The 26353-nt window shown below is 59.2% G+C and carries 21 protein-coding genes; 8 read left to right on the top strand and 13 right to left on the bottom strand.

The window, feature by feature from the left end:
* Entirely contained in the window at positions 1-726 is a 726-nt protein-coding gene (locus ABYA88_RS01780; RefSeq protein WP_373184916.1) for a UDP-2,3-diacylglucosamine diphosphatase, read from the top strand.
* A gap of 145 nt (positions 727-871) precedes the next feature.
* The gene (locus tag ABYA88_RS01785; RefSeq protein WP_373184918.1) at positions 872-2536 is read left to right on the top strand and encodes an electron transfer flavoprotein-ubiquinone oxidoreductase; all 1665 of its coding nucleotides are present in this window, start codon (positions 872-874) and stop codon (positions 2534-2536) included.
* A gap of 71 nt (positions 2537-2607) precedes the next feature.
* Here ABYA88_RS01785 and ABYA88_RS01790 read toward each other — a convergent pair whose 3' ends face one another.
* The 3 genes from ABYA88_RS01790 to ABYA88_RS01800 form a co-directional block, all read right to left on the bottom strand.
* Positions 2608-3522 (bottom strand): transglutaminase N-terminal domain-containing protein, encoded by a 915-nt coding sequence (locus tag ABYA88_RS01790; protein WP_373184920.1) that lies wholly within the window; start codon positions 3520-3522, stop codon positions 2608-2610.
* A 7-nt stretch (positions 3523-3529) separates the two neighbouring features.
* Positions 3530-6133 (bottom strand): circularly permuted type 2 ATP-grasp protein, encoded by a 2604-nt coding sequence (locus ABYA88_RS01795; RefSeq protein ID WP_373184922.1) that lies wholly within the window; start codon positions 6131-6133, stop codon positions 3530-3532.
* A gap of 124 nt (positions 6134-6257) precedes the next feature.
* Positions 6258-9599: a DUF2126 domain-containing protein gene (locus ABYA88_RS01800; RefSeq protein ID WP_373184924.1), complete on the bottom strand. Its 3342-nt coding sequence runs from the start codon at positions 9597-9599 to the stop codon at positions 6258-6260.
* A 244-nt stretch (positions 9600-9843) separates the two neighbouring features.
* Here ABYA88_RS01800 and ABYA88_RS01805 point away from each other — a divergent pair, with 244 nt between their 5' ends.
* Genes ABYA88_RS01805 through ABYA88_RS01815 form a run of 3 tightly spaced genes read left to right on the top strand, consistent with a single transcriptional unit; the run spans position 9844 to position 13483 of the window.
* The gene (locus ABYA88_RS01805; RefSeq protein WP_373184926.1) at positions 9844-11298 is read left to right on the top strand and encodes a circularly permuted type 2 ATP-grasp protein; all 1455 of its coding nucleotides are present in this window, start codon (positions 9844-9846) and stop codon (positions 11296-11298) included.
* A 2-nt stretch (positions 11299-11300) separates the two neighbouring features.
* Positions 11301-12299 (top strand): alpha-E domain-containing protein, encoded by a 999-nt coding sequence (locus ABYA88_RS01810; RefSeq protein WP_373184928.1) that lies wholly within the window; start codon positions 11301-11303, stop codon positions 12297-12299.
* Between the two features lie 29 nt (positions 12300-12328).
* Positions 12329-13483, top strand: a complete 1155-nt coding sequence (locus ABYA88_RS01815; RefSeq protein WP_373184930.1) for a putative zinc-binding metallopeptidase — start codon at positions 12329-12331, stop codon at positions 13481-13483.
* Here ABYA88_RS01815 and ABYA88_RS01820 read toward each other — a convergent pair whose 3' ends face one another.
* A complete protein-coding gene (locus ABYA88_RS01820; protein WP_373184932.1) occupies positions 13484-13861 on the bottom strand; it encodes a YkgJ family cysteine cluster protein in 378 nt (125 codons plus the stop codon).
* Between the two features lie 222 nt (positions 13862-14083).
* Here ABYA88_RS01820 and ABYA88_RS01825 point away from each other — a divergent pair, with 222 nt between their 5' ends.
* The 3 genes from ABYA88_RS01825 to ABYA88_RS01835 all read left to right on the top strand — a co-directional run bounded on the left by ABYA88_RS01825 (position 14084) and on the right by ABYA88_RS01835 (position 17549).
* Positions 14084-15301 (top strand): serine hydrolase domain-containing protein, encoded by a 1218-nt coding sequence (locus ABYA88_RS01825; RefSeq protein ID WP_373184934.1) that lies wholly within the window; start codon positions 14084-14086, stop codon positions 15299-15301.
* 276 nt (positions 15302-15577) lie between these two features.
* Positions 15578-16630: a M14 family zinc carboxypeptidase gene (locus ABYA88_RS01830; RefSeq protein ID WP_373184936.1), complete on the top strand. Its 1053-nt coding sequence runs from the start codon at positions 15578-15580 to the stop codon at positions 16628-16630.
* Positions 16631-16691: 61 nt separating this feature from the next.
* Complete coding sequence (locus ABYA88_RS01835) at positions 16692-17549, top strand: PA4780 family RIO1-like protein kinase (RefSeq protein ID WP_373184938.1); 858 nt, start codon at positions 16692-16694, stop codon at positions 17547-17549.
* 32 nt (positions 17550-17581) lie between these two features.
* On the opposite strand, the gene arfB is transcribed toward ABYA88_RS01835, so the two are convergent.
* The 9 genes from arfB to ABYA88_RS01880 all read right to left on the bottom strand — a co-directional run bounded on the left by arfB (position 17582) and on the right by ABYA88_RS01880 (position 26302).
* Positions 17582-17995, bottom strand: coding sequence for an alternative ribosome rescue aminoacyl-tRNA hydrolase ArfB (gene arfB / locus ABYA88_RS01840; protein ID WP_373184940.1), 414 nt, complete (start codon positions 17993-17995; stop codon positions 17582-17584).
* Positions 17996-18035: 40 nt separating this feature from the next.
* A complete protein-coding gene (locus ABYA88_RS01845; protein WP_373184942.1) occupies positions 18036-18767 on the bottom strand; it encodes a hypothetical protein in 732 nt (243 codons plus the stop codon).
* A 4-nt stretch (positions 18768-18771) separates the two neighbouring features.
* On the bottom strand, positions 18772-19941 hold the full coding sequence (locus ABYA88_RS01850) for an iron-containing alcohol dehydrogenase (protein WP_373184944.1): 1170 nt from the start codon (positions 19939-19941) through the stop codon (positions 18772-18774).
* Positions 19942-19949: 8 nt separating this feature from the next.
* Positions 19950-21341 carry an aldehyde dehydrogenase family protein gene (locus tag ABYA88_RS01855; protein ID WP_373184946.1) on the bottom strand — a complete coding sequence of 464 codons (1392 nt, stop codon included), beginning with the start codon at positions 21339-21341 and terminating at the stop codon, positions 19950-19952.
* A gap of 22 nt (positions 21342-21363) precedes the next feature.
* Complete coding sequence (locus ABYA88_RS01860) at positions 21364-22737, bottom strand: glutamine synthetase family protein (protein WP_373184948.1); 1374 nt, start codon at positions 22735-22737, stop codon at positions 21364-21366.
* A gap of 106 nt (positions 22738-22843) precedes the next feature.
* Positions 22844-23896 carry a TRAP transporter substrate-binding protein DctP gene (dctP, locus tag ABYA88_RS01865; protein WP_373184950.1) on the bottom strand — a complete coding sequence of 351 codons (1053 nt, stop codon included), beginning with the start codon at positions 23894-23896 and terminating at the stop codon, positions 22844-22846.
* Positions 23897-24072: 176 nt separating this feature from the next.
* Complete coding sequence (locus tag ABYA88_RS01870) at positions 24073-25398, bottom strand: TRAP transporter large permease subunit (RefSeq protein ID WP_373184952.1); 1326 nt, start codon at positions 25396-25398, stop codon at positions 24073-24075.
* Positions 25395-25901: a TRAP transporter small permease subunit gene (locus tag ABYA88_RS01875; protein ID WP_373184954.1), complete on the bottom strand. Its 507-nt coding sequence runs from the start codon at positions 25899-25901 to the stop codon at positions 25395-25397. The genes ABYA88_RS01870 and ABYA88_RS01875 overlap by 4 nt, the downstream gene beginning before the upstream one ends.
* Positions 25902-25987: 86 nt before the next feature.
* Positions 25988-26302, bottom strand: coding sequence for a hypothetical protein (locus ABYA88_RS01880; protein ID WP_373184956.1), 315 nt, complete (start codon positions 26300-26302; stop codon positions 25988-25990).
* Between the last annotated feature and the right edge of the window lie 51 nt (positions 26303-26353).

The following is a 26353-nucleotide window of genomic DNA, read 5'->3' on the forward strand; positions in this document are numbered from 1 at the left end:
ATGCGCTATCTGTTCATTTCAGACCTGCACCTGCAGCCCGAACGCCCGGATATCACCCGGGCGTTTCTGTATTGCTTGAACACCCATGCTCGCCAAGTGGATGAGCTATACATTCTGGGCGATTTTTTCGAAGTGTGGCTAGGCGACGACGAACAGAGCCCACTGGCAAGCGAAGTCATCACTGCCCTTGCCGAGCTTTCGGCAGCCGGCACCCGCATTTATCTGATGCATGGCAACCGCGATTTCCTGCTGGGCAAGCGCTTTTGCCGTGCTGCCGGCTGCACACTGCTGCCCGATCCCACTGTCGTCAAACTCAATGGTGAGCGGGTGTTATTGATGCACGGCGACAGTCTGTGCACCGACGATCTGGCCTACATGAAGATGCGCAGGCTGCTGCGCAACCCGCTCAGCCTGTTCATCCTGCGCAGCCTTTCACTGAACCAGCGCCGGAAAATCGGGCGCAAACTGCGCAATGAAAGTCGTGAGCAAACCAGACAAAAACCCGGCGATATCACCGACGTAAACCTCGGCCAGGTAGCCGAGACCATGCGTGAGCATAATGTGCGGACTCTGATTCACGGCCACACCCACCGCCCCGCCATTCATCAACTGGTAATCGACAGTGAGCCAGCGCAGCGTATCGTGCTGGGCGACTGGGATTGCGATGGCTGGCTGCTGGAAGTCGACGAACAGGGCTACCGCCTGGAGTCTTTTCCTCTGACATGACCCGAAGGTCGTATTGCCTAACAGTGGCCCTCTTTACTCCACATTTGGAGCAGGTACGGCAGGCTGTTATACTTTTCGGCTAACCGATCATGGAAGATCACTCACATAATCGATTTCAGATCTGGCCTAGAGTAGGAGATACATAGTGGAACGCGAATTCATGGAGTTTGACGTTGTCATCGTGGGCGCAGGACCTTCGGGCCTTGCCGCCGCTTGTCGCATCAAGCAGCAAGCAGCCGAAACCGGCCAGGAAGTCAGCGTGTGCGTAGTAGAAAAGGGTTCCGAAGTGGGGGCTCACATCCTCTCTGGCGCGGTATTCGAGCCGCGTGCGCTCAACGAACTGTTCCCCGACTGGAAAGAGCTTGGCGCGCCGCTGAACGTCCCAGTCACCGGTGATGACATCTACATGCTCACCAGCGCCGAAAAGTCAGTCAAGCTGCCGAACATGCTGGTGCCCAAGACCATGCACAACGAAGGGAACTACATCATTTCCCTGGGCAACCTGTGCCGCTGGATGGCCGAGCAGGCCGAGAATCTGGGAGTGGAAGTGTATCCCGGGTTTGCCGCGCAGGAAGCGCTGATCGATGAAAATGGCGTTGTCCGCGGCATCCTGACCGGTGACCTGGGCGTTGATCGCGAAGGTAACCCGAAGGAAGGCTTCTATACCCCTGGTATGGAACTGCGTGCCAAATACACCCTGTTCGCTGAAGGCTGCCGTGGCCACATCGGCAAGCAGCTGATCAAGCGCTACGATCTGAACTCCGACGCCGATGCCCAGCATTACGGCATCGGTATCAAGGAAATCTGGGATATCGATCCGGCCAAGCATCAGGAAGGCCTCGTCGTGCATACCGCCGGCTGGCCGCTGGAAGTCACCGGCAGCGAAAACACCGGCGGCTCGTTCCTGTATCACACAGAGAACAACCAGGTGCTGGTCGGTTTGATTGTCGATCTTTCCTACAGCAACCCGCACCTCTCGCCCTTCGACGAGTTCCAGCGTCTCAAGCACCACCCCGTGGTCAAGCAGTATCTGGAGGGCGGCAAGCGTGTTTCCTACGGCGCTCGCGCCATCTGCAAGGGTGGCCTGAACTCGCTGCCAAAGATGGTCTTCCCCGGTGGTGCGCTGATCGGTTGCGACCTGGGCACGCTGAACTTTGCCAAGATCAAGGGCAACCATACCGCGATGAAGTCCGGCATGCTCGCTGCTGACGCCATCGTTGAGGCGCTGAAGTCCGGTCGTGAAGGCGGAGATGAACTGACTGCTTACCCCGAGAAGTTCAAGTCCAGCTGGTTGTATGAAGAGCTGTTTGGCTCACGTAACTTCGGCCCGGCGATCCACAAGTTCGGCGCGCTGATGGGTGGTGCATTCAACTTTGTCGACCAGAATATCTTCGGTGGCAAGATCCCGATGACCCTGCGCGACAAGACGCCCGATTACGCATGTATGAAGAAAGCCTCCGAAGCGCCAAAGATCAACTATCCCAAGCCTGATGGTGTGTTGAGCTTCGACAAGCTGTCCTCGGTGTTCATCTCCAACACCAACCACGAAGAAGACCAGCCTGTTCACCTGACCCTGAAGGATCCAAGCATCCCGATCGGCACCAACCTGCCGTTATACGACGAGCCAGCGCAGCGTTACTGCCCTGCTGGCGTGTACGAGGTGGTCACCCAGGACGATGGTGAGAAGCGCTTCCAGATCAACGCCCAGAACTGTGTGCACTGCAAGACCTGTGACATCAAGGACCCTTCGCAGAACATCAACTGGGTAGCACCCGAAGGTACCGGCGGCCCGAACTACCCCAATATGTAAGCCGCGTTAAGCGTCTCAGGAACCAACAAAAACCCGGCCATGGCCGGGTTTTTGTTGTGTCAGTGCTCTAATCAAAACCCGGTCGCTACCGGCTCGGGCTCATCCTTCAATGCAATCACGTCCACCGCAACCGTCAGCTTGTGCTCCCCACCGCCGGTCATCACGCCCTTGAGCGGGGTGACGTCGGCAAAATCGCGGCCCCAACCGAGAATGATGTAACGCTCATCCGGCGTGCAACCATTGGTGGGATCGATCTCGAGCCAGCCCCAACCCGGAATGAATACCGCGATCCAGGCGTGGGTGGCGTCGGCGCCGACCAGTTTTTCCTGCCCGGGTGGAGGCAGGGTTTCCATATAGCCGCTGACGTAACGTGCAGCCAGTCCCAGTGAACGCAGACAGCCAATCGCCAGGTGGGCAAAATCCTGGCAGACGCCACGGCGGTTGGCGAGCACGTGGCTCAGCGGTGTGGCTACAGTGGTGGAGTCCGGATCGTAGGAAAATTCGCTGAATATTCGCTGATTCAGATCCAGAACAGCATCGAGCAGATTACGACCTGGCTGAAAACTGCCGAGGGCATAATTCGCCAGACTGTCGTGCTGGCGTACGAAGGGTGAATCGAGCACGTACAAGCGAGCATCCAGAGTGTCCCGGTTGCTGAAGCGCGCATCCGCCGTAGTGTCTTTTACCGCCTGTTCCCAGGCTATGGTGGAGAAGAAATCCTGCGTCGGGCGCGGACGCGTTTCTATCTCGCTGGTGACGCTTACCTGTAGCTCGTCATGCAATGACTCGAGCGAAAAATATACAACCCGGTTGCCGAAGAAGTCAGTACGTTCGCGCATACGCACCGGCGCAGGCGCAATTTCCACCTGTGAATTGCTGCAGTGCTGCCACGGCAGGTTGCGTGGCAGAATGCGCGCCTCGTTATGGCTCAGGCTGGCAGAGCTGCTGTATTCATAGCGGGTAGTGTGGCGCAGCTGAAATCTCATGGAACCGTTACTCTATTCGGGTATTTTTGCCGTGATGCATGGTTACCAGCTGGCGAGGCGCCTCGACATGGCTGAAATGACTGTGTGAGACCGCATTGGACAATTCGGCCATGGGCTCGATCAACTGATCGAGCAGCGTGGTCAATGCATCACGGGCCGTCTCCGAATGCTCCAGATCCGCCAGCATGTCGATATCGACCAGATGCAGCTGGCTGGTTGCCTGAATAATGAGTCGCTTCTCCAGGTTGCGGTAGGGTGAGGTGCCGGGCGATGGCAACTTTTCCACCTGCCGCTCCAGGCGCTTGAGCATGAAACCGATCGACCGCGGATTGGCTTCGTCGAACAGCAACAGATCCAGAATCGCCGCCGGATGCAGCTGAGAGCGGTAACGACGCCGGTATACGGTGAAGTTGTCGGTAGTGGCCAGGACCACCTCCCATAGAGGTATGCCCGGCTGCGCAGCCGTCAGAAGGGCCAGCTTGAGCAGTTCCAGACTGCTCAGCGTACGCTCGATAAAACGACCCATATCGAGAAAACGCCAGCCATAATGGTGCGGCATGGTCTCGTTGCACAAACCAAAGAAGGCCGACAGGTCCAATACCGTGGCTTCCAGGTGTCGCTGCCCTGCAACAATGCCCCTGGCCCGGGACATGCTGTTGAACCGCTGCCGCATGCTGTTGATTGCGCGCCAACTGTCGTCTCCCAGATGATCGCGTACTGCTCTGCTGTTACGAACAAAGTGGCCGAACAGAGCCGGCATGCCATCCGGCTGATCTTCACCGAACAGCTGCATCAGACGCTCCCGCGCCAGCAGGTATTCCGCGGAGAACCGCTTGTGGTCCGCCAGCGCCGCCAGTTCGGCTTGCTCCGTTTCTGGATCGGGGGCGACACCCAGGGCCAACAGCAAATCAGGCAGCACATTGGCACCATGCTCCTGTCTGTCATTCTGCAGCAGCCGGCCTAGCGCCTCGCGGAGCAGGCGGCCACGTGCATCCAGGCGCTCACCGTAACGACCCAGCCAGAACATGCTTTCCGCAACCCGACATGGCAGGTCCTTGCCATCGCGGGTGACCACAATCGGGCCCGACGCCTGGCGCAAGGTGCTGATATGCGGCTGAGGTACCGGTGCCAGCACCCATACGTCCTTCACTGTGCGGCTCTGCATCAGGGGGGAGCCGGGCTCCCCCACCCATGCCAGACCGCCGGGCATGATGCGGTAGCTGCGTTCATACACTGGTTTGGCGAGATCATCCGGTTCGATCAGACTGAAAAACCGCAGCGTTGTATGTTGGCGCTGTACTTCCCGGGCATCGGAATTGAACCCTGGCGTCACACCCGAAACAACAGGTCGTTGGGCGGTAAAAAGATAGGGCCGACGCTCGAGATCATGCCGCAGGCTCTGCACATCCTTGAGCGACATCTGGTCCGCACGGATCAGTTTGCCCGGCTGGGAGATGTCTCGCAGAATCCACTCATCCAACGACCCGTTGACCTGATACAGCGCCGTACGATCACCACACCACAGCGTTTCCCGGCACGGGAGCAGCAGCGTTTCGCCCAGTAGACGCTGACACAGGCCAGGCAGAAATACCGCCAGCGCCGGGTGTTCGAGTACGCCGGCACCCAGGGCGTTGGCGATACGCACCTCGCCGTTGCGCGCGGCCTGCAGCAGCCCGGGAACGCCCAACAGGGAGTCGGGGCGCAGTTCCAGTGGGTCGCACCAGGGATCGTTGATCTGTCTGACAATCACATCAACCTGCGTCAAGCCGCCGAGTGTGCGCATCGACACCTGGCCGTCACGTACAACCAGGTCGTCCCCTTCGACCAGTGAAAAGTTCATGTAATTGGCCAGCCAGGCATGCTCGAAATAACCGGAACTTCCTGGGCCGGGTGATAGCAGTACTATGTTGGGCTGCTCTTTCTGGGCACTGGCCATGCCCGCCAGACACCGGTGCTGAGCCTGCAGGAATCCAGCCAGGCGCTTGATCGGTGCATCACGATAGATGCTGGGTAAGGCGCGACTCAGGGTAATACGGTTTTCCAGCGCATAACCGGCGCCCGCGGGCGATTGCGTCGAGTCACCCAGAACCTGCCAACGACCATTCTCATCACGCACCACGTCGGTGCCATGAAATATCAGTAATGGGCGGTCGAGGTGGGTCGGCGTGTCGGCGGCAGCAAACAGGTAGCCTGGGTGGGTAAACACCAGCTCCGGCGGCAACAGTCCTTCGTTGATCACCTTGCGCTCGCCGTAAAGATCATCCAACAGATGCTCAAGCAGGCGGCTACGCTGTTTCAAACCAGCTTCGAGCACATCCCATTCAGCAGTGTCGATCACCCAGGGCAGGCAATCAAGCTGCCAGGAGCGCAGCTGACCCGGATCGTCTTCATATGGATTGAAGGTCACGCCGTTTTCGTGCAGCAGACTCTGGGCCTCCTCGCTGCGTGCCACCAGCGATTCGATACCCAGCGCGGCGAACTCGTCCATCAGCCCCTGCCAGTGGGCACGGGGCTGCCTGTCACGATCGAGTAACTCGTCATGCTCCGGATGACCCGGATAGTCGCCGAGCAGCGATTTCAATGCGTGATCAAGACTGCCCGATAGCTGCATGACTGCTTCCTGAAAGAGTTCCTCAAGCGAACATCCCTGTATCGGCTGAGCAGAGGCGCACATGAGCCAGGCTCAGGCACCTCCTGAAGAGATAGTGCGGGTTCCATGCCGCCGTCCGCCGGGATTATAAACCAGTGGCGGGTACTCGGGCACGGCGTAGATCGAGAGTATGCGGGTATTCCTGGCCAGGCGCCTGCACGATGCGACCAAAGGTGCCCTGGGTATGACCGTGCGACCAGAAACGCGTCATGCGCCGGGCCTCGGCCTCATTGGCGTTCACCGGGAAGGTTTCGTAATTGCGGCCCGCTGGATGCACCACATGGTAGGTGCAGCCACCGAGCGAGCGGTTGTTCCAGCTGTCCACCAGGTCGAAGACCAGCGGCGCGTGCACCTGGATCATTGGATGCATCGCCGATGGTGGCTGCCAGGCACGATAGCGCACAGCCGCCACGGCTTCGCCGGGCTTGCCGGTCGATTGCAGCGGCACCTGGAAGCCATTGCAGGTAAGTACATGCCGGGCCGGGTTGAAATCCTGCACCCGGACTTCCATGCGCTCGACGGAAGAATCCACATAACGCGCGGTACCGCCGCCGCTGACCTCCTCGCCCAGCACATGCCAAGGCTCGATGGCCTGGCGCAGCTCGATACCCACGCCCTGGTAACGGACCTCTCCGACACGGGGAAAACGAAACTCGAGGAATGGCGCAAACCACTCCTGCTCGAACGCAAAGCCATGATCGTTGAGATCAGCCAGCACCTCGCACAAGTCCTCCCAGATGAAATGCGGCATCATCCAGCGGTCGTGCAGTGCGGTACCCCAGCGTACCAGCGGTTTGCGATAGGGCTTGGCCCAGAACCGCGTAACCAGCGCCCGGATCAGCAATTGTTGCATCAGGCTCATTTGCGGATGCGGCGGCATTTCAAAGCCGCGCAATTCCAGCAGTCCCAGGCGGCCGGTCGAAGTGTCCGGCGAATACAGCTTGTCGATACAGAACTCGGCGCGGTGGGTATTGCCAGTGATGTCAGTGAGCAGGTGGCGCAACAGACGGTCGACAATCCAGGGCTGCGGCACCTCGCCCTCGGGCATCTGCGACAATGCGATTTCCAGCTCGTAGAGAGCCTCGTGCCGCGCTTCGTCGACCCGCGGCGCCTGGCTGGTCGGGCCAATGAACAGACCTGAGAACAGATAGGAAAGACTCGGGTGATGCTGCCAGAAGATCAACATGCTGGCCAGCAGATCCGGGCGGCGCAGAAACGGTGAGTCGGTGGGCGTGCTGCCGCCGAGAGTCACGTGATTGCCGCCACCGGTGCCGGTATGTCGGCCGTCGAGCATGAATTTTTCGCTGCCAAGCCGGGTCAGTCTGGCCTCTTCATAGAGTACCTGGGTGTTTTTCACCAGGTCCTGCCAGTGGGTCGCCGGCATCACGTTGACTTCGATCACACCCGGATCAGGCGTGATCATGAACTTCTCGATACGTGTGTCGGCGGGCGGTGCATAGCCCTCGATACATACCGGCAACTCCAGATGGGCTGCGGTCTGTTCGATGGTCGCCAGCAACTGCAGGTATTCCTCGAGCTGGGTCAATGGCGGCAGAAACACGAAGAGCTTGCCATCGCGGGGCTCCAGACATAACGCGGTCCCGATCACGCCCTCCTCTTCCGTCAGCTCTGTCAGCTCCGGCATCTGTTCCTGCCAGTCCTGGCCCTGTCCCTGGTGATGCAGGCCATCGCTGTCGACCATTGCGGCCTGGGACTCGCTATAGCGACTGGCAACCTCTCCGTGGATATCAGCCAGCGCCGGCGGCGCCTCAAACAGCGAGCGCGGCTGCGGCTCCTCGAGTTTGCGTAGCGGCAACGCCGAGAGTGGCAGACGCAGCCCCATGGGCGAGTCGCCCGGCACCAGGTACAGATTCTCGCGGCGTACCGGCCATTTGCTGGTCTGCCATTTGTCGGTTTTGGGATCGCGCGCCAGGGGAAGCGCCAGCCCGGTCATCTCGTCCAGCCCCCGCTCGAGCAGGCGCACCAGACGGGCGCGGGCTTCATCATCCTTGAGGTCGTTGTCGGCGAGTGCCACATCGCTTGGCTGCTGCTGCTCCAGCCAGAGGTAATAATAGGCATCCTCGTAGCAGGGAATCAGATAGCGCTGGTCCAGCCCGAGCCGTTTGACCAGCTCCCTGGCAAAGGCCTGTGTCTGCTTGTCGTCCACCTTGTAATCGGCATTGACGTCAGCCAACCAGCGATCGTCCTGCCACATCGGCTTGCCGTCCCGCCGCCAGTAACAGGCAAGCGCCCAGCGCGGCAACGGCTCGCCCGGGTACCACTTGCCCTGCTGGTAATGAATAAGCGATTGCGGTGCATAATGTGGCCGCAGCCGCATAAGCAGCTTTTCGGCAAAACCCCGCTTGGTCGGACCCTGCGCGGCAATGGTCCATTCCGGTGCGTCCATGTCGTCGATTGCAACAAAAGTGGGCTCTCCACCCATGGTCAGACGCACATCCTGATCGTTGAGCTGCTCATCGACCTGGTCACCCAACGATACGATCCGTTGCCATTGCTCGTCACTGTAGGGCTTGGTGACACGAGGGTCTTCGTGCACGCGCGTGACGCTCATCTTGAAGTCGAAGGACACCTCGCAGGGCTCCGAAGCACCGGTGATCGGCGCTGCGCTGGAAGGTTCCGGGGTCGCAGCCAACGGGATATGGCCCTCTCCGGCGAAGAGACCGGAGGTGGGATCCAGTCCCACCCAGCCCGCACCGGGAATGAACACCTCGGTCCAGGCATGCAGGTCGGTGAAGTCGACCTCGGTACCCGAGGGACCATCCAGCGCCTTGACGTCTGCGGTGAGCTGGATCAGATAGCCTGAGACAAAGCGCGCAGCGAGCCCCAGTTGGCGGAAGATCTCAACCAGTAACCAGGATGAATCCCGACATGAGCCGCGCTTCAACTGCAACGTTTCCTCTGCCGTCTGCACACCGGGCTCCATGCGAATCAGGTACTCCACATCCTCGGACAGGCGCTGGTTGATCGATACCAGAAAATCGGTGATCGGTCGCTTTTCCATAGAAAGCGTTTCCATCCACGCCTTCAGCAGCGGGCCCGGGGGCTCTTTCTCGAGGTAGGGGCCCAGCTCCTTGCGCAGCGCCTCGGGATACTTGAACGGAAAATCCTCGGCATACTCCTCGACGAAGAAGTCAAATGGATTGACCACCGTCATCGGCACGATCAGTTCAACATCAACGTACAGATGATCAATCTTGTCCGGGAAAACCACCCGCGCAACATGATTGCCAAAGGGATCCTGTTGCCAGTTGATGAAGTGCTCACCGCCGCTGATCTTTAGACTGTAAGCATCCACCGGCGTGCGGCAGTGCGGCGCGGGCATCAGACGGATCTGGTGTGGCGCAACAGCAACCTTCTTGTCAAAGTCATAACGGGTCGAGTGCTTGAGTGCAACGCGGATGGTCATGAATCGCTTCCCGAATCAGAATTAATTATCCCTTCAAGCATAGCAACCCCTGTGCCAAATGCCTGATAAAACCTGTTTGCATTAGGAATGCCGGACGCAAGTTGCGAACCAGTGCTAGTCTGATATCAACCAGAGGTTACCGTTTCTGTATCTGTCGGAAGATCGTCAGGCGTTACCGGTCACTCGCTGGTATAGCAATTGCATCTTCTGTACCTAAAATCACCGGAGCGGACAGAGTAGCCGAATGAGCAAAGTTAACTGGGAAAACTATACCTCCAAGGGCTTTTTCGACGAGCTGATTGCTGCGCCTGGAAAACCTCGACCAGAAGCAGCCATGCTGTGCCAATATCTGGCGGAGCTGGACGCACGCGAGATTACCGAACACAAGACGGCTGCCGAGGTGGCCATCCAGCTGATGGGGATCACCTTCACCGTCTATACCGAAGGCAGCATGATCGACCGGGCCTGGCCCTTCGATATCGTGCCGCGGATCATCGCGCTGAGCGAATGGCAGAAGACCGAGGCGGGGCTCAAGCAGCGAGTCCAGGCGCTGAACATGTTCATTGATGATCTGTATCACGACCAGAAGATCATCAAGGACAAGGTATTCCCGGCGGAAATACTGGCCAAATCGGTCAATTTCAGACCGCAATGCGTTGGCGTGCATCCGCCGCATAACGTCTGGGCGCATATCTGCGGCTCGGACCTGGTTCGCGACAACGACGGCACCCTCTATGTGCTCGAAGACAACCTGCGTGTCCCGTCCGGCGTGTCATACATGCTGGAAAATCGCAATGTCACCAAACGGGTCATGCCTGATCTGTTCGCCACCGGTCGCATTCAACCGGTCGACGACTACACATCTCAACTCTATGACATGCTCGCTTCCATGTCGCCGCGGCCCGGTGACGATCCCTGCATCGTCATACTCACGCCGGGCATCTACAACTCGGCCTATTACGAGCATGCCTATCTGGCGCAGCAGATGGGCATTGAAGTCGTCGAGGGACCGGACCTGGTAGTGGGCGAAGACGACTGCGTGTATATGCGGCGTATCGACGGACTGAGCCGTGTCGATGTGATCTACCGCCGGGTCGACGACATGTTCATTGATCCCGAGGTCTTCAATCCCGAGTCGATGCTCGGTGTGCGCGGCCTGATGCGCGCCTGGCGCAAGGGCAACGTGGCGCTGGCCAACGCCCCGGGTGCTGGGGTGGCAGACGACAAGGTGGTGTATGCGTTCGTACCGGCCATTATCAAATACTATCTGGACCAGGAGCCGCTACTACCAAACGTGCCCAGCCATCTGTGCATGTTCGACAAGGATCGCGAATACGTATTGGCCAACCTGGACAAGCTGGTGGTCAAGCCCGCCAACGAGTCCGGCGGCTACGGCATGTTGATCGGCCCGCACTCGACCAAAAAGGAGCGCGACAAGTTCGCTGAACTGATCAAGGCCGACCCGCGCAATTACATGGCACAACCAACGCTGAGCCTGTCGACGTCACCCACCCTCTGCGCCGAGGGCATGGAACCGCGGCACGTTGATCTGCGGCCATTCATTCTGTCCGGCGAAAGTCCATGGGTCACTACCGGCGGCCTCACCCGGGTTGCTCTGACCAAGGGCTCCCTGGTGGTGAATTCATCTCAGGGTGGCGGCAGCAAGGACACCTGGATCGTCGACCTGGCGGGGAACTGATTATGCTTTCAAGAGTGGCTGAAAACATCTACTGGCTGGCGCGCTATATCGAGCGTGCCGAAGATACCGCCCGCCTGCTGAGCGTCAACAGTCATCTGTTGCTCGACCTCCCCCGGCCGACCAAGCTGGGCTGGTCCGAAATCATCGCGATAACGGGTAACGACGAGTTGTTCGATGAGCTCTACGACTCCCGTGACGAAGCCAATGTACTCTCTTTCATGTGTGGCGATGTGCGCTACTCCGGTTCAATTCTCAGCTCCCTGGCTGCAGCCCGTGAGAACCTGCGCACCACACGCGAGATCATTCCGCGGGAAATCTGGGAAGAGATCAATCAGCTCTATCTGAACGTCAAGGAACAGGTCGAAGCGGGCATCACGCCACGTCGTCGGGACGCATTCCTTAGCCGGGTCATCCGCAGCTGCCAGACTGTAAACGGCCTGGTCGAGGGAATGCTCAGCTACACCCAGGCACGCACCTTCCTGATGCTCGGGCGCCAGCTCGAACGGGCAGACATGACCACCCGAATCATCGATGTGCGCTCGGCCAATCTGCTGCCTCGCAGCCCGGACGACCTGACTCCATTCGAGAATCTGCAATGGATGAGCGTGCTCAAATCCCTGAGTGGCTTCCAGATGTATCGTCAGCATGTGCGCCTGCGTATACGCGGCCCGGATGTTCTGCAGTTTCTGCTTCAGGACCGGCGCTTCCCGCGTGCCGTGGCCTGCAGTCTGGAGCGGCTGGCGATTGCCCTGAAAAGTCTGCCAATGCATGAAGCCGCGCTGGAGGAAGTCGAAACCTGCAGGACGCATATTGCCAACGCGGAAATTATCCGCATGGCGGCCGAGCCTGACCTGCTCCATGAGTTCGTCGATGAGATACAGATCGACTTTGACGAACTGCACGAAGCAATCCGCAAGACCTATTTCGACCAGCAGGACGAAGCCGGTCAGTCTCAGACCCAAGCATCGGGCCAGAGCCAGTCCCAGAGCCAGTCCAGATAGAGCTCGGACCATACGGAAGCAGCAGCGCAATGAGCTATTTTGATCAGTTGGTCAGGCGTAGCGAAGGGCACCAGCTCTTTGACTACCACCCAAACGGCCACGTACAGCGGTGCCAATGTGGCCAGGCAATCTTCTTCGACAATATCCATTGCCTGCGCTGCGGTGCAGAACTCGGCTACCACCCCGAGCAGGGTATGCTCTGTGCGCTGGGTGCCAAGAAGGACAGTCAGCAATGGCGAGTGGAATCCGCCGGCCCCCTCAAGGGCAAGGTGTTTGACCGCTGCCAGAACCTGGCCAGCGCCGCCCAATGCAATTGGCTGGTCACCGACCGGCAGACTGCCCCCTACTGCACTGCCTGCTCACTCAATCTGGTCGTGCCCGACCTGAGCCTGCTGGAGAACGCCGAATACTGGCACCGCACCGAAGAAGCCAAACGTCGGCTGATTGCCCAACTGATCATGCTCGGGTTGCCGACGGTTTCCCGGGAGCTCGATCCGGAGCAGGGCCTGGGGTTCAAGCTGCTACGCCAGATGCAGGGCGGGCCACCGGTAATGACCGGACATATGGATGGCGTGATCACCCTTGATGTCATCGAGGCTGATCCGGCATACCGCGAACGCGTGCGGCAGAACATGCACGAGCCCTACCGCACACTGCTCGGTCATTTCCGCCATGAGTCGGGACACTATTACTGGGATCGACTGGTCCAGGGTGGCCCATGGCTGCAGACCTTTCGCGACCTGTTTGGCGACGAGCGTCAGGATTACAAACAATCACTGCAGAGGCATTACCAGGAAGGCCCTCCGGCCGACTGGAACAATGCCTTTATCAGCAGCTATGCCGCCTCCCACCCTTGGGAAGACTGGGCCGAAACCTGGGCACATTACCTGCACATGACCGACACGCTCAATGTAGCGCTGGATTTCGGCATCAAGCTCGACACACTCGAACTCAGACCCGACCAGTTCAACACCAGCCAGCTCGATGGCTGTGCCCGGGGCAACGACGACCAGAAAGCCTTCCTCTCGTTCATCAACCGCTGGGTGCAATTGAGCAGCGTGCTCAATGTACTGGCGCGCAGCATGGGCCAGTCGGATATCTATCCTTTCGTGCTGACCGTGCCGAGCCTGCGCAAGTTGTACATGGTGCACAGCGTCGTTGCTGACCACACCAATCCGATCTGATCAGGCGGCGATGATCGGAATGCGCTCCGGCGCTAGCGGTATCTCGGGCAGCGGCGGTAAGCCATGTTTGGCGCGGGCACGTTGACAGTCGGCGTTGGCATGGCCGTTCTCACCATGCCAGGCAAAATCCCGGCAGCTTGAAGAACGGTGCTCGTAGATATTGCAGCGCACGCCCTCACCCACCGTACCCATCAACGCGGTACAACGGGGCTCGGGCTGATTGGTGCCCTGCATACAGCTGAGATGGGGGGAAATCTGTTCCGTCAGATGCTGGGGTACCAGACCGCCTTCGGTGGCGTCGGTCTCTCCCCAGTAGAAGGAAACCCTGAAAGTGGCACAACAGGCGCCGCAATTCAGACAGGGCGAGGGGGTGTTCATGACATTGCAATACTCATATGGCTTCGGTGTGCGATTTGTACAGTGTACCCAGCCCACAGCACAAGGGGGCTGCGGTCGGTTTCGCAAGTATTTTTCAGCCCCGTGTCAAAGACAGATCATTTTCTCCTCTGCCACGTCATTCACGATGACGTCCCTACTCCAAAACTGCCTGATAAAAGGTAACATCGACTCCTCTTTCCACGTGACCCAACGGATATCCGCATGTCTGATTCAGCTGTCATCGCCGGTATGCATACCGAGCGCCTGAACCGTATCGCGACCCATATCGACCAGGCCTACATTCAGACCGGCAAGCTGCCCGGCGCCCTGACACTGGTAGCCCGCCGGGGCGAAATCTGCTGGCTGCAGGCGCAGGGCCTGATGGACGTGGAGCGCAACAAGCCGGTACAGCGCGATACGCTGTTTCGCGTCTATTCGATGACCAAACCGATGACCTCCATCGCGCTGATGCAGTTGTATGAGCAGGGGCGTTTGCTGCTCGACGATCCGGTGCACAAGTACATTCCCGCGTGGCGCAACCTGCGGGTCTACAAGGCGGGTGTGCATCCGCAGTTCATGACCACGCCGACCGAGCGGCCAATGACCATCCGCGACCTGCTCACCCACCAGTCCGGACTGACCTATGGCTTCATGAATCGCACCAACGTGGATGCCGCCTACCGTGAACTGAAACTCGATGGCGGCGCCGGCCTGACCCTGGAGCGCCTGGTAGACGAGCTCTCGCGCCTGCCGCTGGAGTTCTCTCCGGGCACCGCCTGGAATTATTCGGTCTCCACCGACGTGGTCGGCTATCTGGTGCAATTGCTCTCTGGACTGAGCCTGAAAGACTATTTTTCCGAGCATATCTTCAAGCCGCTGGGTATGCGGGACACCTTCTTCACCGTACCCGCCGACAAGATCGAACGCTTTGCCGCCTGTTACCAGTACCAGAGCGGCGACAAGTTCAGCCTGCAGGATGATCCAGAGCAATCCTCGTTCACCAGAAAGCATGGCTACCTTTCTGGCGGCGGCGGCCTGGTGTCGACCGTCGATGACTATTACCGTTTCGCCCAAGCGCTGGCCAGTGGTGGCGAGTATCAGGGGGCGCGCATCATCGGGCGCAAGACATTGGAGTTCATGCGGCTCAACCATCTGCCGGACAATCAGGACCTCCCCGCCGTATCCGTGGGTGCGTTCAGCGAAACGCCCTATGAGGGCTCCGGTTTCGGACTGGGCTTTTCGGTCAAGACCGACGTCGCCAAGTCACACACCAATGGCTCGGTAGGTGAGTTCGGCTGGGGCGGCATGGCCAGCACCAATTTCTTCATCGATCCGGTAGAGGATCTGATGATGATTTTCATGACCCAACTCGTCCCCTCCTCCAGCTACCAGATCCGTCAGGAGCTACGCGCGATCATCAATGGTGCGATTGTCGACTGATCTGACGCGCAGCCCGGTTTTGCTTTCGGCCAACGCCGGTGCCTTTAGCGTAAAGTCATAATGGATTCCCGCGTGCGCGGGAATGACGAGTTTCCTGAAGGATTCGGCGTTCCTGGGATGGGTGCGGCACTCTCTGCAAACGTCATCCTCGCAAACGCCGGGATCCATTATCAGGTTCAGAAAAGTGCCGGTGCCAATCGCGCGCAGAACTGTCATATGCCTGCAACGCACGAATGTCATCCTGCGGTCACAATCCGCCGTGGTAACCGGTTATTCATGCCCAGACAGACAGCCGAGTCGGTTCAGCAGCAAATCCAGCGTCACCTGCCCGAACATGTGCAACTGGAAAACCTGTTGCAGCTGGGCGCAAGGCATCTGCGTTGGCAGAGCGTGCACCAGGTGGATATCGACGGAATCAAAATCCCGATCAGGGTCATCGAAATGGGCAGCAGGTCACCGCAGGCGCCGGTGATCGGTTTCTTCGGCGGTGTGCATGGCGTCGAGCGCATCGGTACCCAGGTCTTGCTGTCCTGGCTGCACAGCCTGATTCACCGCCTGGACTGGGATGACCAGCTGAGACGCCAGCTTGAGCGGGTGCGCCTGGTGTTCATGCCGATGATCAATCCCGGTGGCATCTGGCATCGTCAGCGCAGCAACCTCAATGGTGTCGACCTGATGCGCAATGCGCCTATCGACGCCAAGGGTCCGGCTCCCTGGCTGGTCAGTGGCCACCGGATCAGCCCTCACCTGCCCTGGTATCGAGGTAAACAGGGCGAGTCGATGCAGGCCGAGTCTGCCGCACTGGTCACCGCCGTGCGCGAACGGCTGCTCAGCGCGCCCTTCTCGATGAGTGTCGATTGCCACAGCGGCTTTGGCCGTCAGGACCGGCTGTGGTGCAGCTACGCACGCAGCCACCGGCCGATTCAGCACATTGCCGAAGTGCTTGCGCTCAAGCGTCTGTACCAGAGCACCTATCCAAACCACCACCCGTATATTATCGAGCCACAGTCGGTGCATTACACCACCCACGGCGACCTGTGGGACTACCTGTACGACGAATCGGTCGAACAGCACCCTGACAACATATTCCTGCCTTTCACGCTGGAGATGGGCTCCTGGCTCTGGGTGCGCAAGAACCCTCGGCAAATGCTCGACTATTTCGGCTACTTCAATCCGGTCATCACCCACCGCAAGCGCCGGGTACTGCGTCAACATCTGCCGCTGTTCGAGTTCCTGCTCACCGCCAGCCAATCCTGGCGCAACTGGGTGCCCCGCCCAGCCCAGCGCGATGCCATTACCCAGGCAGCGATCGCCGAATGGTTCGTATAAATGGTCCGTCTAGTAGCACCCGGAGTACCCAAGGACCGCCAATTTGAGGTATAAGGGCGCTATGAAAATCCCAAAACGTTTAGAACCCCTGGTTGAAGATGGCCTGATCGACGAAGTGATCCGTCCGCTGATGAGCGGCAAGGAAGCGGCGGTCTTTCTCGTGCGTTGCGGTTCGGAGATCCGCTGCGCGAAAGTCTACAAGGAGGCCGCCAAACGCAGCTTCAAGCAGGCCGTGCTTTATCAGGAGGGCCGCAAGGTCCGCAATTCGCGTCGCTCGCGAGCCATGGAAAAGGGCTCCAAGTTCGGCCGTGGCCAGCAGGAAGAAGCCTGGCAGAACGCCGAGGTCGATGCGCTCTACAAACTTGATGCCGCCGGAGTGCGGGTACCCAAGCCCTATGGCTGTTTCGAGGGCGTCTTGCTCATGGAACTGGTCACCGATGACGAGGGCGGCGTGGCCCCGCGTCTGAACGATGTATCGATGGACGCCGAGCAGGCCCGCGAAGATCACGCAGTGGTGATGGAGTACGTCAAGCTGATGCTCTGCACCGGACTGGTGCACGGCGATCTGTCCGAGTTCAATGTACTGGTGGATGCCTACGGCCCGGTGATTATCGATCTGCCCCAGGCGGTGGACGCCGCGGCAAACAACAACGCCCAATCCATGCTCGATCGCGACGTCAACAACATGACCCAGTATTACGGTCAATACGCACCGGACCTGCTTGCAACCCGCTATGCAAAGGAAATGTGGGCGCTCTACGAGGAAGGCGAACTGACCCCCGACACCGAACTGACCGGCTACTTCGAGGAAAGCGACGAAGAAGCCGACGTCGATTCCGTGGTGCAGGAAATCAAGGCGGTAATGGAAGAAGAACAGGAACGGCGCGAGCGTCTGCGCGAGGCAGACGAGCAGGACTGACTACCCAGGCAGGCTGGTGACCTCGGGCGCTGCTAGAGGTCCACCTTGCCCCGCAGTGATTTGGCCTTGCCGCGGATTTTCTTGCCCTCGATGCGTCTTTCCTGGGAGCCGCGGGTAGGTCGGGTCGGTCGACGCCGTTTCTGCACCGCCACCGCCCCGTTGATCAGTTCCTGCAAACGCTTGATCGCATCCTCGCGGTTCATCTCCTGAGTACGATAGGACTGGGCCTTGATAATGATGACCCCTTCCTTGGTGATCCGTTGATCCGACAGCGCCAGAAGCCGCTCTTTGAAAAAGGGCGGCAGGCTGGACGTATTGATATCGAACCGCAGGTGAATGGCACTGGCGACCTTGTTTACGTTCTGGCCGCCCGCGCCCTGGGACCGGATGGCGGTTATATCCACCTCCCAGTCACCCAATTGAACATCGTGGCTTAAATTGATCATCCCTCAAGTTTAACGGCTCACAGCCCGATGCCAAGGCATTTCATTCAGTAGGCGCCTGTCCTGCAGCCTGATTGATGAAATTCAGGATCCAGCGCATCATCAGATCGGCATCCACCTCGGCGTTGAGCGAAACATGCCCCTCACGCAGCCGTGCGTCCGGTATCGTGCCCTTGCGCATCTCCATCAGGTCGCGCGAGTAGCTCTTGCAGAACTCCGGATGCCCCTGCACGCTCAGAAAATGGCTCTCGTACTGCACCACGTAGTAGGGGCAGAAGATGCTGCTGACCAGCACATCGGCGTTGACGTCGACCGGCAGACGTATCACCTGGTCCTGATGGCTGACGACCAGATCAAGCTTGTCCTGCCAAGGCTCCATCCAGCTCTTGCGCGAGACTACCTGGTTGAAGGACACCCCGACTCCCCAGCCTTTTTCTGATTTGCCGACCTCACCGCCAAGCGCCCTGGCCATCAGCTGATGACCAAAACACACGCCTACCAGGGGAATACGTTGCTCCCATAACTGGCGTACGAAGCCTTCGAGCACATCGACCCAGGCCAGGCCGTCGTTCACTCCGAACTTGCTGCCGGTGGTCAGATAGGCCTCACACTCGTCCGCTTGCGACGGGTATTCACCGTCCATGCAGCGGTATGTGACCATCTGCAGATCCGGCACCTGTGCGCGCAGCAGATCCTCGAACATCTGTGGGTAATTACCATGGACAGGTTGCAGATCCTGCGCCACATCATCGCACTGTAAAAGACCTATTTTCATGTACTTACAACTCACCTCTCACGGCGTTTATGAATATTTCACGGTATTTTTTCTCGTCATGCGCAATCGGATTGGTCCCCGAAGCGCCATCGACAATTGCCATCTGCGCGATCAGATCGGCGCGGCTTTCGTCGATCTCCAGCTCGGCAAGCGTATGCACTATGCCCATCTCGCTGCGCAGCTTGAGCACCCACTTCAGCACGCCGTCAAAGCCCGCTGTCGGCAGTTGCAGATAGCGCGCCAGCACATCCATCTGGCCTTCGATGCTCGGCCGGTTGGCCACCAGCACGTAAGGCATCAGCACCGCATTGAGGGTGCCGTGGTGCGCATCATAGAGTGCGCCCAGCGGATGCGCCAGCGCGTGCATTGCGCCCAGGCCGCGCTGGAAAGCGGTAGCCCCCATGCTCGACGCCACCAGCATCTTGAGCCGCGCATCAAGATCCTTGCCATCGGCCACAGCCCTTGGCAGATATTCCTTGATCAGACGCATGCCCTCCAGCGCAATGGCCTCCGCCATGGGATGAAACAGCGGCGAACAGAAAGCTTCCAGATTATGCGAGAGCGCATCCATGCCGGTGGCAGCAGTAATGCCCGGTGGCAACCCGGTAGTCAGCTGCGGATCCAGGATAACCAGCGCTGGAAGCATTTTCGGATGAAAGATGATGCGCTTGAGCTGGGCTGCCTCATCGGTAATCACCGAGGCACGACCGACCTCCGAGCCGGTGCCGGCGGTCGTCGGTATCGCAATCAGCGGTGCCATGCCAGCCACGTTTACCCGCTGGTAGTTGTCACCGACGTCCTCGAAATCCCACAATGGACGATCTTGTCCCGCCATCAGCGCGATTGCCTTGGCCGCATCCAGAGCCGAGCCGCCGCCAAAGGCGATTACACCATCGTGCTGCCCCAGACGATAGGCCACCACCCCATCCATCACATTCTGGCCGGTGGGGTTGCCCTTGATCCTCGAAAACACCTCGACTTTCATGCCGCCATCACGGCATTGCTCCAGCGTTGAGGCAACCATCGGCAGCGCTGCCAGGCCGGGATCGGTTACCAGTAAAGGTGCCGTCATACCGAGTCCACGGCATGCATCGGCAAGCTCGGCAACGCGCCCGGCACCCACACGCATTGCGGTCGGATAGTTCCAGTTCATCTTGTACTGTTGCATGTCCATCGCGCGCCTCACGGAAGTATCTTGAAGTGGAAGGATTTCGGTCGGGTCAGATGTTCATAGCCGACACTCGACAGGGTGCAGCCACGACCTGAGTTCTTTACACCGGTCCAGGCCAGTGCCGGATCCAGATAATCGCAGCGGTTGAGAAACACCGTACCGGTATCAATCTGATCCGCAAGCGCCAATGCGGTATCCACGTCCTGGCTGAAAATGGCGGCGGTCAGCCCGTATTCGCTGTCGTTCATCAGCGCGATGGCCTCTTCGTCGCTGCTCACCCGCTGGATTCCGACCACCGGACCGAAAGACTCCTCGGTCATGATTCGCATGCCGTGGTTTACCTCGGTGAGAATCTGCGGAGCAAGATAGGCGCTGCCCGCCTCGTCCAGCGGGAAATCCGCCTCGTCGATCTGTGGCGTCGCGCCCTGAGCTACCGCATCGGCTATCTGGTTGCGGATGAATGCGGCCGACTCGGGTCGCACTACCGGCCCCAAAGTGGTTTCCGGATCATCCGAGCGCCCCAGGCGATACTGATTGACCAGAGCGATTGACTGCTCGAGAAACGCATCGTAGACATCATCGTGCACATAGATCCGCTCGATCCCGCAACAGGACTGTCCGGAGTTGAAAAAGGCACCGTCCATCGCGGTTTCCACCGCATGTTTAACGTCGGCGTCCGCACGCACATAGGCCGCGTCCTTGCCGCCGAGCTCCAGGCCGCTGGACAGAAAACGCCCGGCCATCGCCCGTTCGATCTTCTCGCCGCCGCCCACCGAACCGGTGAAGGCAACGTGTGCCAGCCTGGGCGACTGGATCAGAACCTCGGTATCGTCGTGATCCATGTGCAGAAACTGGAATACGCCCCTCGGCAGGCCTGCCTGGTCAAAGGCCGCCACCATGCGCTCTGCGCACAGCGGCGTCTGCGCTGAATGCTTGAGCAGCACCGCGTTGCCCGCCAGCAGCGCCGGCACCACCGCATTGACTGCCGTGAGGTAGGGGAAATTCCAGGGCGCGATGACCAGTGACACGCCCAATGGCTCGCGGCGAATGAAACGCCGGAAGCCAGGTTTCTCCGGCAGCTGGATGTCGGCCAGGCTCTGCTCGGCAATATCGGCCATGTAGGTCGCCCGCTCGACAAAGCCCTTGATCTCACCCGCGGCAAAGCGAATGGGTCGGCCCATCATCCAGCTGAGCTCGGTCGCCAGATCCGTCTCCCAGGAACTGAAGATATCCACTGCCTGGCGGGCAATAGCCACACGTTCGGCGACAGGTACGCGGCGCCAGCGCCGCTGGGCACTGACCGCCAGATTCAGCGCGGTATGGATTTCCTCCGCGGTTGCCAGTTCACGTTCGACATATACCGAGCCATCGATCGGCGACACGGTTTGCAGATGTTTGGTCATCTTCGGCTCCTGGATGATTTTCCTAGATTATTTCAAAGTAACGGTCGAGCTCCCAGTCGCTCACGTGCCTCCGGTATTCGCGCTCTTCCCACTCGCGGCTGGCGGCGAAGTGCTCGACAAAGGCATCACCAAACAGCTCCCGCGCGGCCTCGGACTGGCGCAATCGTTGTGCCGCATCCCACAGCGTGCGCGGCAGGGCGAGCTCCGGGGCGTGGGTCATGCCGTAGGCATTGCCCTCCACCGGATCGCTCGGCTCCCACTCCTGCATGATCCCGTACACACCCGAGGCCAGGGCAACCGACAATGCCAGATAGGGGTTGCCATCGGCCGAACCCAAACGGTATTCCTGCCGCTGGGATTTATCACTACCGGGAATCACCCGCAGCGCCGCGGTACGATTCTCTACTCCCCAGGTGGCATCCGTCGGCGCCCAGAACCCCGGAATCATCCTCCGATAACTGTTCAAGGTAGGCGCCACCATACACAGCATTTCCGGCATCAAGCGCTGCTGGCCGGCCAGAAAGTGCCGCTGAACCTTGCTCATACAGTACTTCTCATTTGCGTCATAAAACGCTGATTTTTCAGTCTTTATATCGCGTAATGAAACGTGAATATGGCCGCTCTGGCCGGGGTATTTGCCAGACCACTTGGCCATGAAGGTAGCCATCAGGCCACGGCGCTGGGCCAGCACCTTCATGAAGGTCTTGAACAACGCCGCCTTGTCGGCAGCCGCCTCGGCACCGTCCACACCAATCGCTGCCTCCAGCACCCCGGGGCCGGTTTCGGTATGCAGCCCCTCGATTGGAAAATCCATGGTTTCGCCCATGGCGAGAATATCGTGATAGAGCTCGGCATGTACCGAGTTGCGAATCATCGAGTAACCGAACCAGTCCGGGGTAAAGGGCACCAGATCACGGTAGCCCTTGGCGCGGGCCGATTCGGGTGTTTCGTTGAACATGAAGAATTCGTACTCGAGTGCGGCAAAGGGCTCGAACCCCATCCCCTGGCAGCGCTCGATTACCCGGCGCAGCGTGCCGCGTGGGCAAATCGCTTCGGCCTGGTGGTCGAACTCGGCCAGAAACAGCAGCATGCCCTCCTCAAAGGGTATGTCGCGACAACTGTGCGGCAGGATCCTTACCGGCGCATCTGGATAGCCCGTATGCCAGCCGGTGTACTGCGCATTGTCATACAGCTGGTCCTTCACATCCCAACCCAGCACCACGTCGCAAAACGCAAAACCATGCTCCAGCGACGAGAAAAACTTTTCGCGGCTCATGTATTTGCCGCGCATGACGCCATCGTTATCAAACAGACCGACCTTCACATGGCTTATGCCACGCTCCTCAACGATGCGCCGGGCATCGTCAGCCGTTTTTACATTCCTAGGCTCGAGCATATTCACCCCCTACCCACACCGTCATTCCCGCGCACGCGGGAATCCATTTTCCAATCCAATGGCCACGCACGGCTTCAACGGCCGCGCATGGCCTAGTGCATCTTTCTCAACAACGATATGGCGTCCCCGCCTTGGCCATCAGCGCGTTGTACTCCTTGAAGATATTCACCACCTTGGCGCAGCGCGGGCTGGTCTTGGCGATCTCATCCCAGAACTTCATCGCCTCTGCTTCGACTGTAGCCCACTCGGCATCCGGAATAGTGGTCAGCTGCAATTTGCTGCCCTCTACCCGCAACTGCGCCTCGCCACCCCAGTACCAGTGCTGGCGATAATAGTTGGAGCTGTCCATGCACAGCTTGAACAATGTCTTCAGATGCTCCGGCACCTCGTTCCATTTCTCCTCGTTGGCGAAATAGGAACCGCACCAGGCACCGGAAATATTGTTGGTCAGAAAATAGTTGGTCACATCGGCCCAGCCAACAGTATAGGCCTCGGTAATGCCAGACCAGGCGATGCCGTCCAGTTCGCCGGTCTGCAATGCCACTTCCACATCTTCCCAGGGCAGCGTGACTGGTACCACGCCGAAACGGGTCAGGAACTTGCCCGCAGTCGGGAAGGTAAAGATGCGCTTGCCCTTCAGATCCTCCAGCGAGTTGATCGGTTTGACCGTGGAGAAGTTGCACGGGTCCCAGGCCCCCGCACCCAACCAGGTAACGCCCTTGACCTCGCTATAGGCTTCCTCCCATATCTCGTTCAGACCGTAGCGCTCGAACAGTGTCGGCACATCCAGGCTGTAGCGCGAAGCAAACGGGAAGTAGCCGCCAAATACCGAGACATCGACCGGCGCGGCGATCGAGTCATCGTCACTCTGCACCGCATCGATGGTGCCGCGTTGCATGGCCCGGAACAACTCGCCAGTGGGTACCAGCTGATCCGCGTAATACAGCTCGATCTCCATCTCGCCGTTGGCCGCCTTGTTGAAGGCATCGATTGACGGCTTGATCACATGCTCCGCCAGGGCGGGCCCCGCGTAGGTCTGCAGGCGCCAGGTAATTTTCTTGCGCTCCTGGGCATAGATGTGGGCGCTGCCCAGGGTGGAAGCGCCCACGGCGCCGGTGGCAATTGCTGCGTTCTTCAGAAAACTGCGTCTCGAAGTCATGCTGGTCTCTCCATTGATGTCTTGGGATCGTACAACCACGTCGTACTACCGCATTGCGCTGCAACGGCCAGCACGGTCGATGCAGTGTCCTTGCCAGGCAACGCCCTGCGCTGCCGCAAATTCATCCAACATAAGCGTCGCAGGCTTGCCCCGAAAGGCGCCCGAGAGGCATCAGATCAGTCGCCGTAGTGCCACTCGGGCAACCAGAGCGCGATCTGCGGAAAAGCCATCACCAGCACCAGTGCCAGCATCATTATCAAGACGAAGGGCGTCACCGAGACGTAGATATCCCGCAGGCTCACCTCCGGCGGCGCCATCGCGCGCATCAGGAACAGGTTGTAGCCAAAGGGTGGCGTCATGTAGGCGATCTGGCAGGTGATGGTATAGAGCACGCCATACCAGATCAGGTCGAAACCCAGAGCCGCCACCAGCGGTATATACAGCGGCGCAACGATTACCAGCATCGCGGTATCGTCCAGGAACATGCCCATAACGATGAACGAGAGCTGCATCAGAATCAGTACCTGCCAGGGGCCGAGCCCGAGATTTTCCAGAAAGAAGGTTTCGATTGCGCGCACCGCGCCCAGACCATCGAATACCGCGCCGAAACACAGGGCAGCCAGGATGATCCACATGAACATGCAACTGATCGCCAGGGTGCGGCGCAGCGTCTCCTCGAATACCTTGCGCGACAATCGTCCCTTGACCAGCGCCGCAAACGTCGCGGCGGCGGCACCCACAGCAGAGCTCTCGACCAGGCTGGTATAACCGAGCAGAAACAGGCCCGTCATGGCGAAGAAGATGAACAGCGGAATGACGCCCGCCTGCAGCAGTCGCAGTTTCTCCACCCAGGTGATCTGGCGGCGCTCCTCCTCCGGTAACGGCGGCCCGAGTTCGGGCTGCAGCCTGCAGCGTACGGCGATATAGAGTATGAAAAGCCCGGCCATAAGCAGGCCGGGGAACACACCGGCCAGCCACAACTGGCCAACCGGCTGGCGCGCAATCATGCCGTAGAGCACCAGCACCACGCTGGGCGGAATCAGAATACCCAGGGAGCTTCCGGCCTGAATCACGCCGGTGACCATGATCTTGTCGTAACCACGGCGCAGCAACTCGGGTAACGCAATGCTCGCGCCGATCGCCATACCGGCGACACTCAGGCCGTTCATTGCCGAGATGGCAACCATCAGCGCGATAGTGCCAATCGCCAGGCCGCCATGTACCGGCCCCATCCAGACATGGAACATGCGATACAGGTCTTCAGCCAGGCCGGATTCGGACAGCATGTAACCCATGTAGATAAACAGCGGCAGCGTCAGCAGTGGGTACCACTTCATCAGCTTCATCGCCGCGCTGAACGCCATCTCCGAACCGCCATCGCCCCACAACAGCAACGCCGACGCCACGGCGACGAAACCTATGGCGCCGAATACCCGTTTACCGGTCAGCAGCAACACCATCATGCTGGAGAACATCAGCAACGCGATGGCGTTATGACTCATCGCAACGGTCTCCCGACGGCCTGAGCCACGTCGCGGCAGAGCGTAGCGAGGGTTTGCAACAGCATCAGACCGATACCAACACACATCAGGATCTTGATCGGAGCCATTGGCGGCGACCAGGCAGAATAGCTGGTCTCACCGTATTCCAGCGCATAGCTGGTCGATGAAATGCCCCCATAGAGAAGAAAAACGAGAAAGAAGATCAGCAGCAGGATGGTGACCGAATCGATCATCGCTCGGGTACGTGGTGCCCAGCGGCTGTAGATCAGGTCCATGCGCACATGGGCGTCAAGCTGCATGGAGTAGCCGCCACCGAGCAGGAAGTAGGCGACCATCAGAAACTGAGCAGTTTCCAGCGTCCAGACAGAGGGCTGCCAGAAGGATTTACTAAGAGAGGAATAGAGCAGAACGCCCATCATGACGAAAATCAGGTACATCGAACACCGGCCCACGAACCGGGTAATGGCTTCCACTGCCAGAACAAATACCTGAATCGCCCGCATCTACAGACTCGACAACTGATTTGTATCAGTAAAAGATAGCCGAGGTTATCGATAGCGCCAGAAAATGTGATGCATTGAGTCGGGGCTCAGCCCCGGTTTTCTTCCAGATTCGCAGACTCATCCGCCGCCTGCTCTGTCGTGCCCTGATCCGCTTCGGCCTCCTCGACCGGTTTGCCCAGGGTCTCGTTGATGCCCTTCTGCACGACATCGACCTGCTTGTTCACCTCATCCATCACATCACCAACAGTATCATTCACTACCTGCCGGGCAGCTTCAGTGGTTTTCTCTACAGTGTCGTCGAAGAGTTTCTGGGCGGATTCACTAGCCGCGTCGCAACCTGAAAGAACAAGCAGACTCAGGCCCAACGCCAACATGGAGGTCTTAGGAGTACGGTTAATCATGTGGTATCTCCGGGGTGGTTATCATACCGGGAGGCCTGCGCGGCCTCCCGC

This window comes from Halopseudomonas sp., assembly GCF_041579695.1.
GTDB lineage: Bacteria > Pseudomonadota > Gammaproteobacteria > Pseudomonadales > Pseudomonadaceae > Halopseudomonas.

What these genes read in the sequence shown, in the direction of transcription:
- ABYA88_RS01845 (WP_373184942.1), bottom strand. Translation starts at nt 18,767, where the DNA reads ATGAAAATAGGTCTTTTACAGTGCGATGATGTGGCGCAGGATCTGCAA.
- ABYA88_RS01870 (WP_373184952.1), bottom strand. Translation starts at nt 25,398, where the DNA reads ATGAGTCATAACGCCATCGCGTTGCTGATGTTCTCCAGCATGATGGTG.
- ABYA88_RS01875 (WP_373184954.1), bottom strand. Translation starts at nt 25,901, where the DNA reads ATGCGGGCGATTCAGGTATTTGTTCTGGCAGTGGAAGCCATTACCCGG.
- ABYA88_RS01800 (WP_373184924.1), bottom strand. Translation starts at nt 9,599, where the DNA reads ATGACCATCCGCGTTGCACTCAAGCACTCGACCCGTTATGACTTTGAC.
- ABYA88_RS01830 (WP_373184936.1), top strand. Translation starts at nt 15,578, where the DNA reads ATGCCCAGACAGACAGCCGAGTCGGTTCAGCAGCAAATCCAGCGTCAC.
- ABYA88_RS01805 (WP_373184926.1), top strand. Translation starts at nt 9,844, where the DNA reads ATGAGCAAAGTTAACTGGGAAAACTATACCTCCAAGGGCTTTTTCGAC.
- dctP (WP_373184950.1), bottom strand. Translation starts at nt 23,896, where the DNA reads ATGACTTCGAGACGCAGTTTTCTGAAGAACGCAGCAATTGCCACCGGC.
- ABYA88_RS01790 (WP_373184920.1), bottom strand. Translation starts at nt 3,522, where the DNA reads ATGAGATTTCAGCTGCGCCACACTACCCGCTATGAATACAGCAGCTCT.
- ABYA88_RS01850 (WP_373184944.1), bottom strand. Translation starts at nt 19,941, where the DNA reads ATGGACATGCAACAGTACAAGATGAACTGGAACTATCCGACCGCAATG.
- ABYA88_RS01795 (WP_373184922.1), bottom strand. Translation starts at nt 6,133, where the DNA reads ATGCAGCTATCGGGCAGTCTTGATCACGCATTGAAATCGCTGCTCGGC.
- ABYA88_RS01880 (WP_373184956.1), bottom strand. Translation starts at nt 26,302, where the DNA reads ATGATTAACCGTACTCCTAAGACCTCCATGTTGGCGTTGGGCCTGAGT.
- ABYA88_RS01855 (WP_373184946.1), bottom strand. Translation starts at nt 21,341, where the DNA reads ATGACCAAACATCTGCAAACCGTGTCGCCGATCGATGGCTCGGTATAT.
- arfB (WP_373184940.1), bottom strand. Translation starts at nt 17,995, where the DNA reads ATGATCAATTTAAGCCACGATGTTCAATTGGGTGACTGGGAGGTGGAT.
- ABYA88_RS01820 (WP_373184932.1), bottom strand. Translation starts at nt 13,861, where the DNA reads ATGAACACCCCCTCGCCCTGTCTGAATTGCGGCGCCTGTTGTGCCACT.
- ABYA88_RS01860 (WP_373184948.1), bottom strand. Translation starts at nt 22,737, where the DNA reads ATGCTCGAGCCTAGGAATGTAAAAACGGCTGACGATGCCCGGCGCATC.
- ABYA88_RS01810 (WP_373184928.1), top strand. Translation starts at nt 11,301, where the DNA reads ATGCTTTCAAGAGTGGCTGAAAACATCTACTGGCTGGCGCGCTATATC.
- ABYA88_RS01780 (WP_373184916.1), top strand. Translation starts at nt 1, where the DNA reads ATGCGCTATCTGTTCATTTCAGACCTGCACCTGCAGCCCGAACGCCCG.
- ABYA88_RS01815 (WP_373184930.1), top strand. Translation starts at nt 12,329, where the DNA reads ATGAGCTATTTTGATCAGTTGGTCAGGCGTAGCGAAGGGCACCAGCTC.
- ABYA88_RS01825 (WP_373184934.1), top strand. Translation starts at nt 14,084, where the DNA reads ATGTCTGATTCAGCTGTCATCGCCGGTATGCATACCGAGCGCCTGAAC.
- ABYA88_RS01835 (WP_373184938.1), top strand. Translation starts at nt 16,692, where the DNA reads ATGAAAATCCCAAAACGTTTAGAACCCCTGGTTGAAGATGGCCTGATC.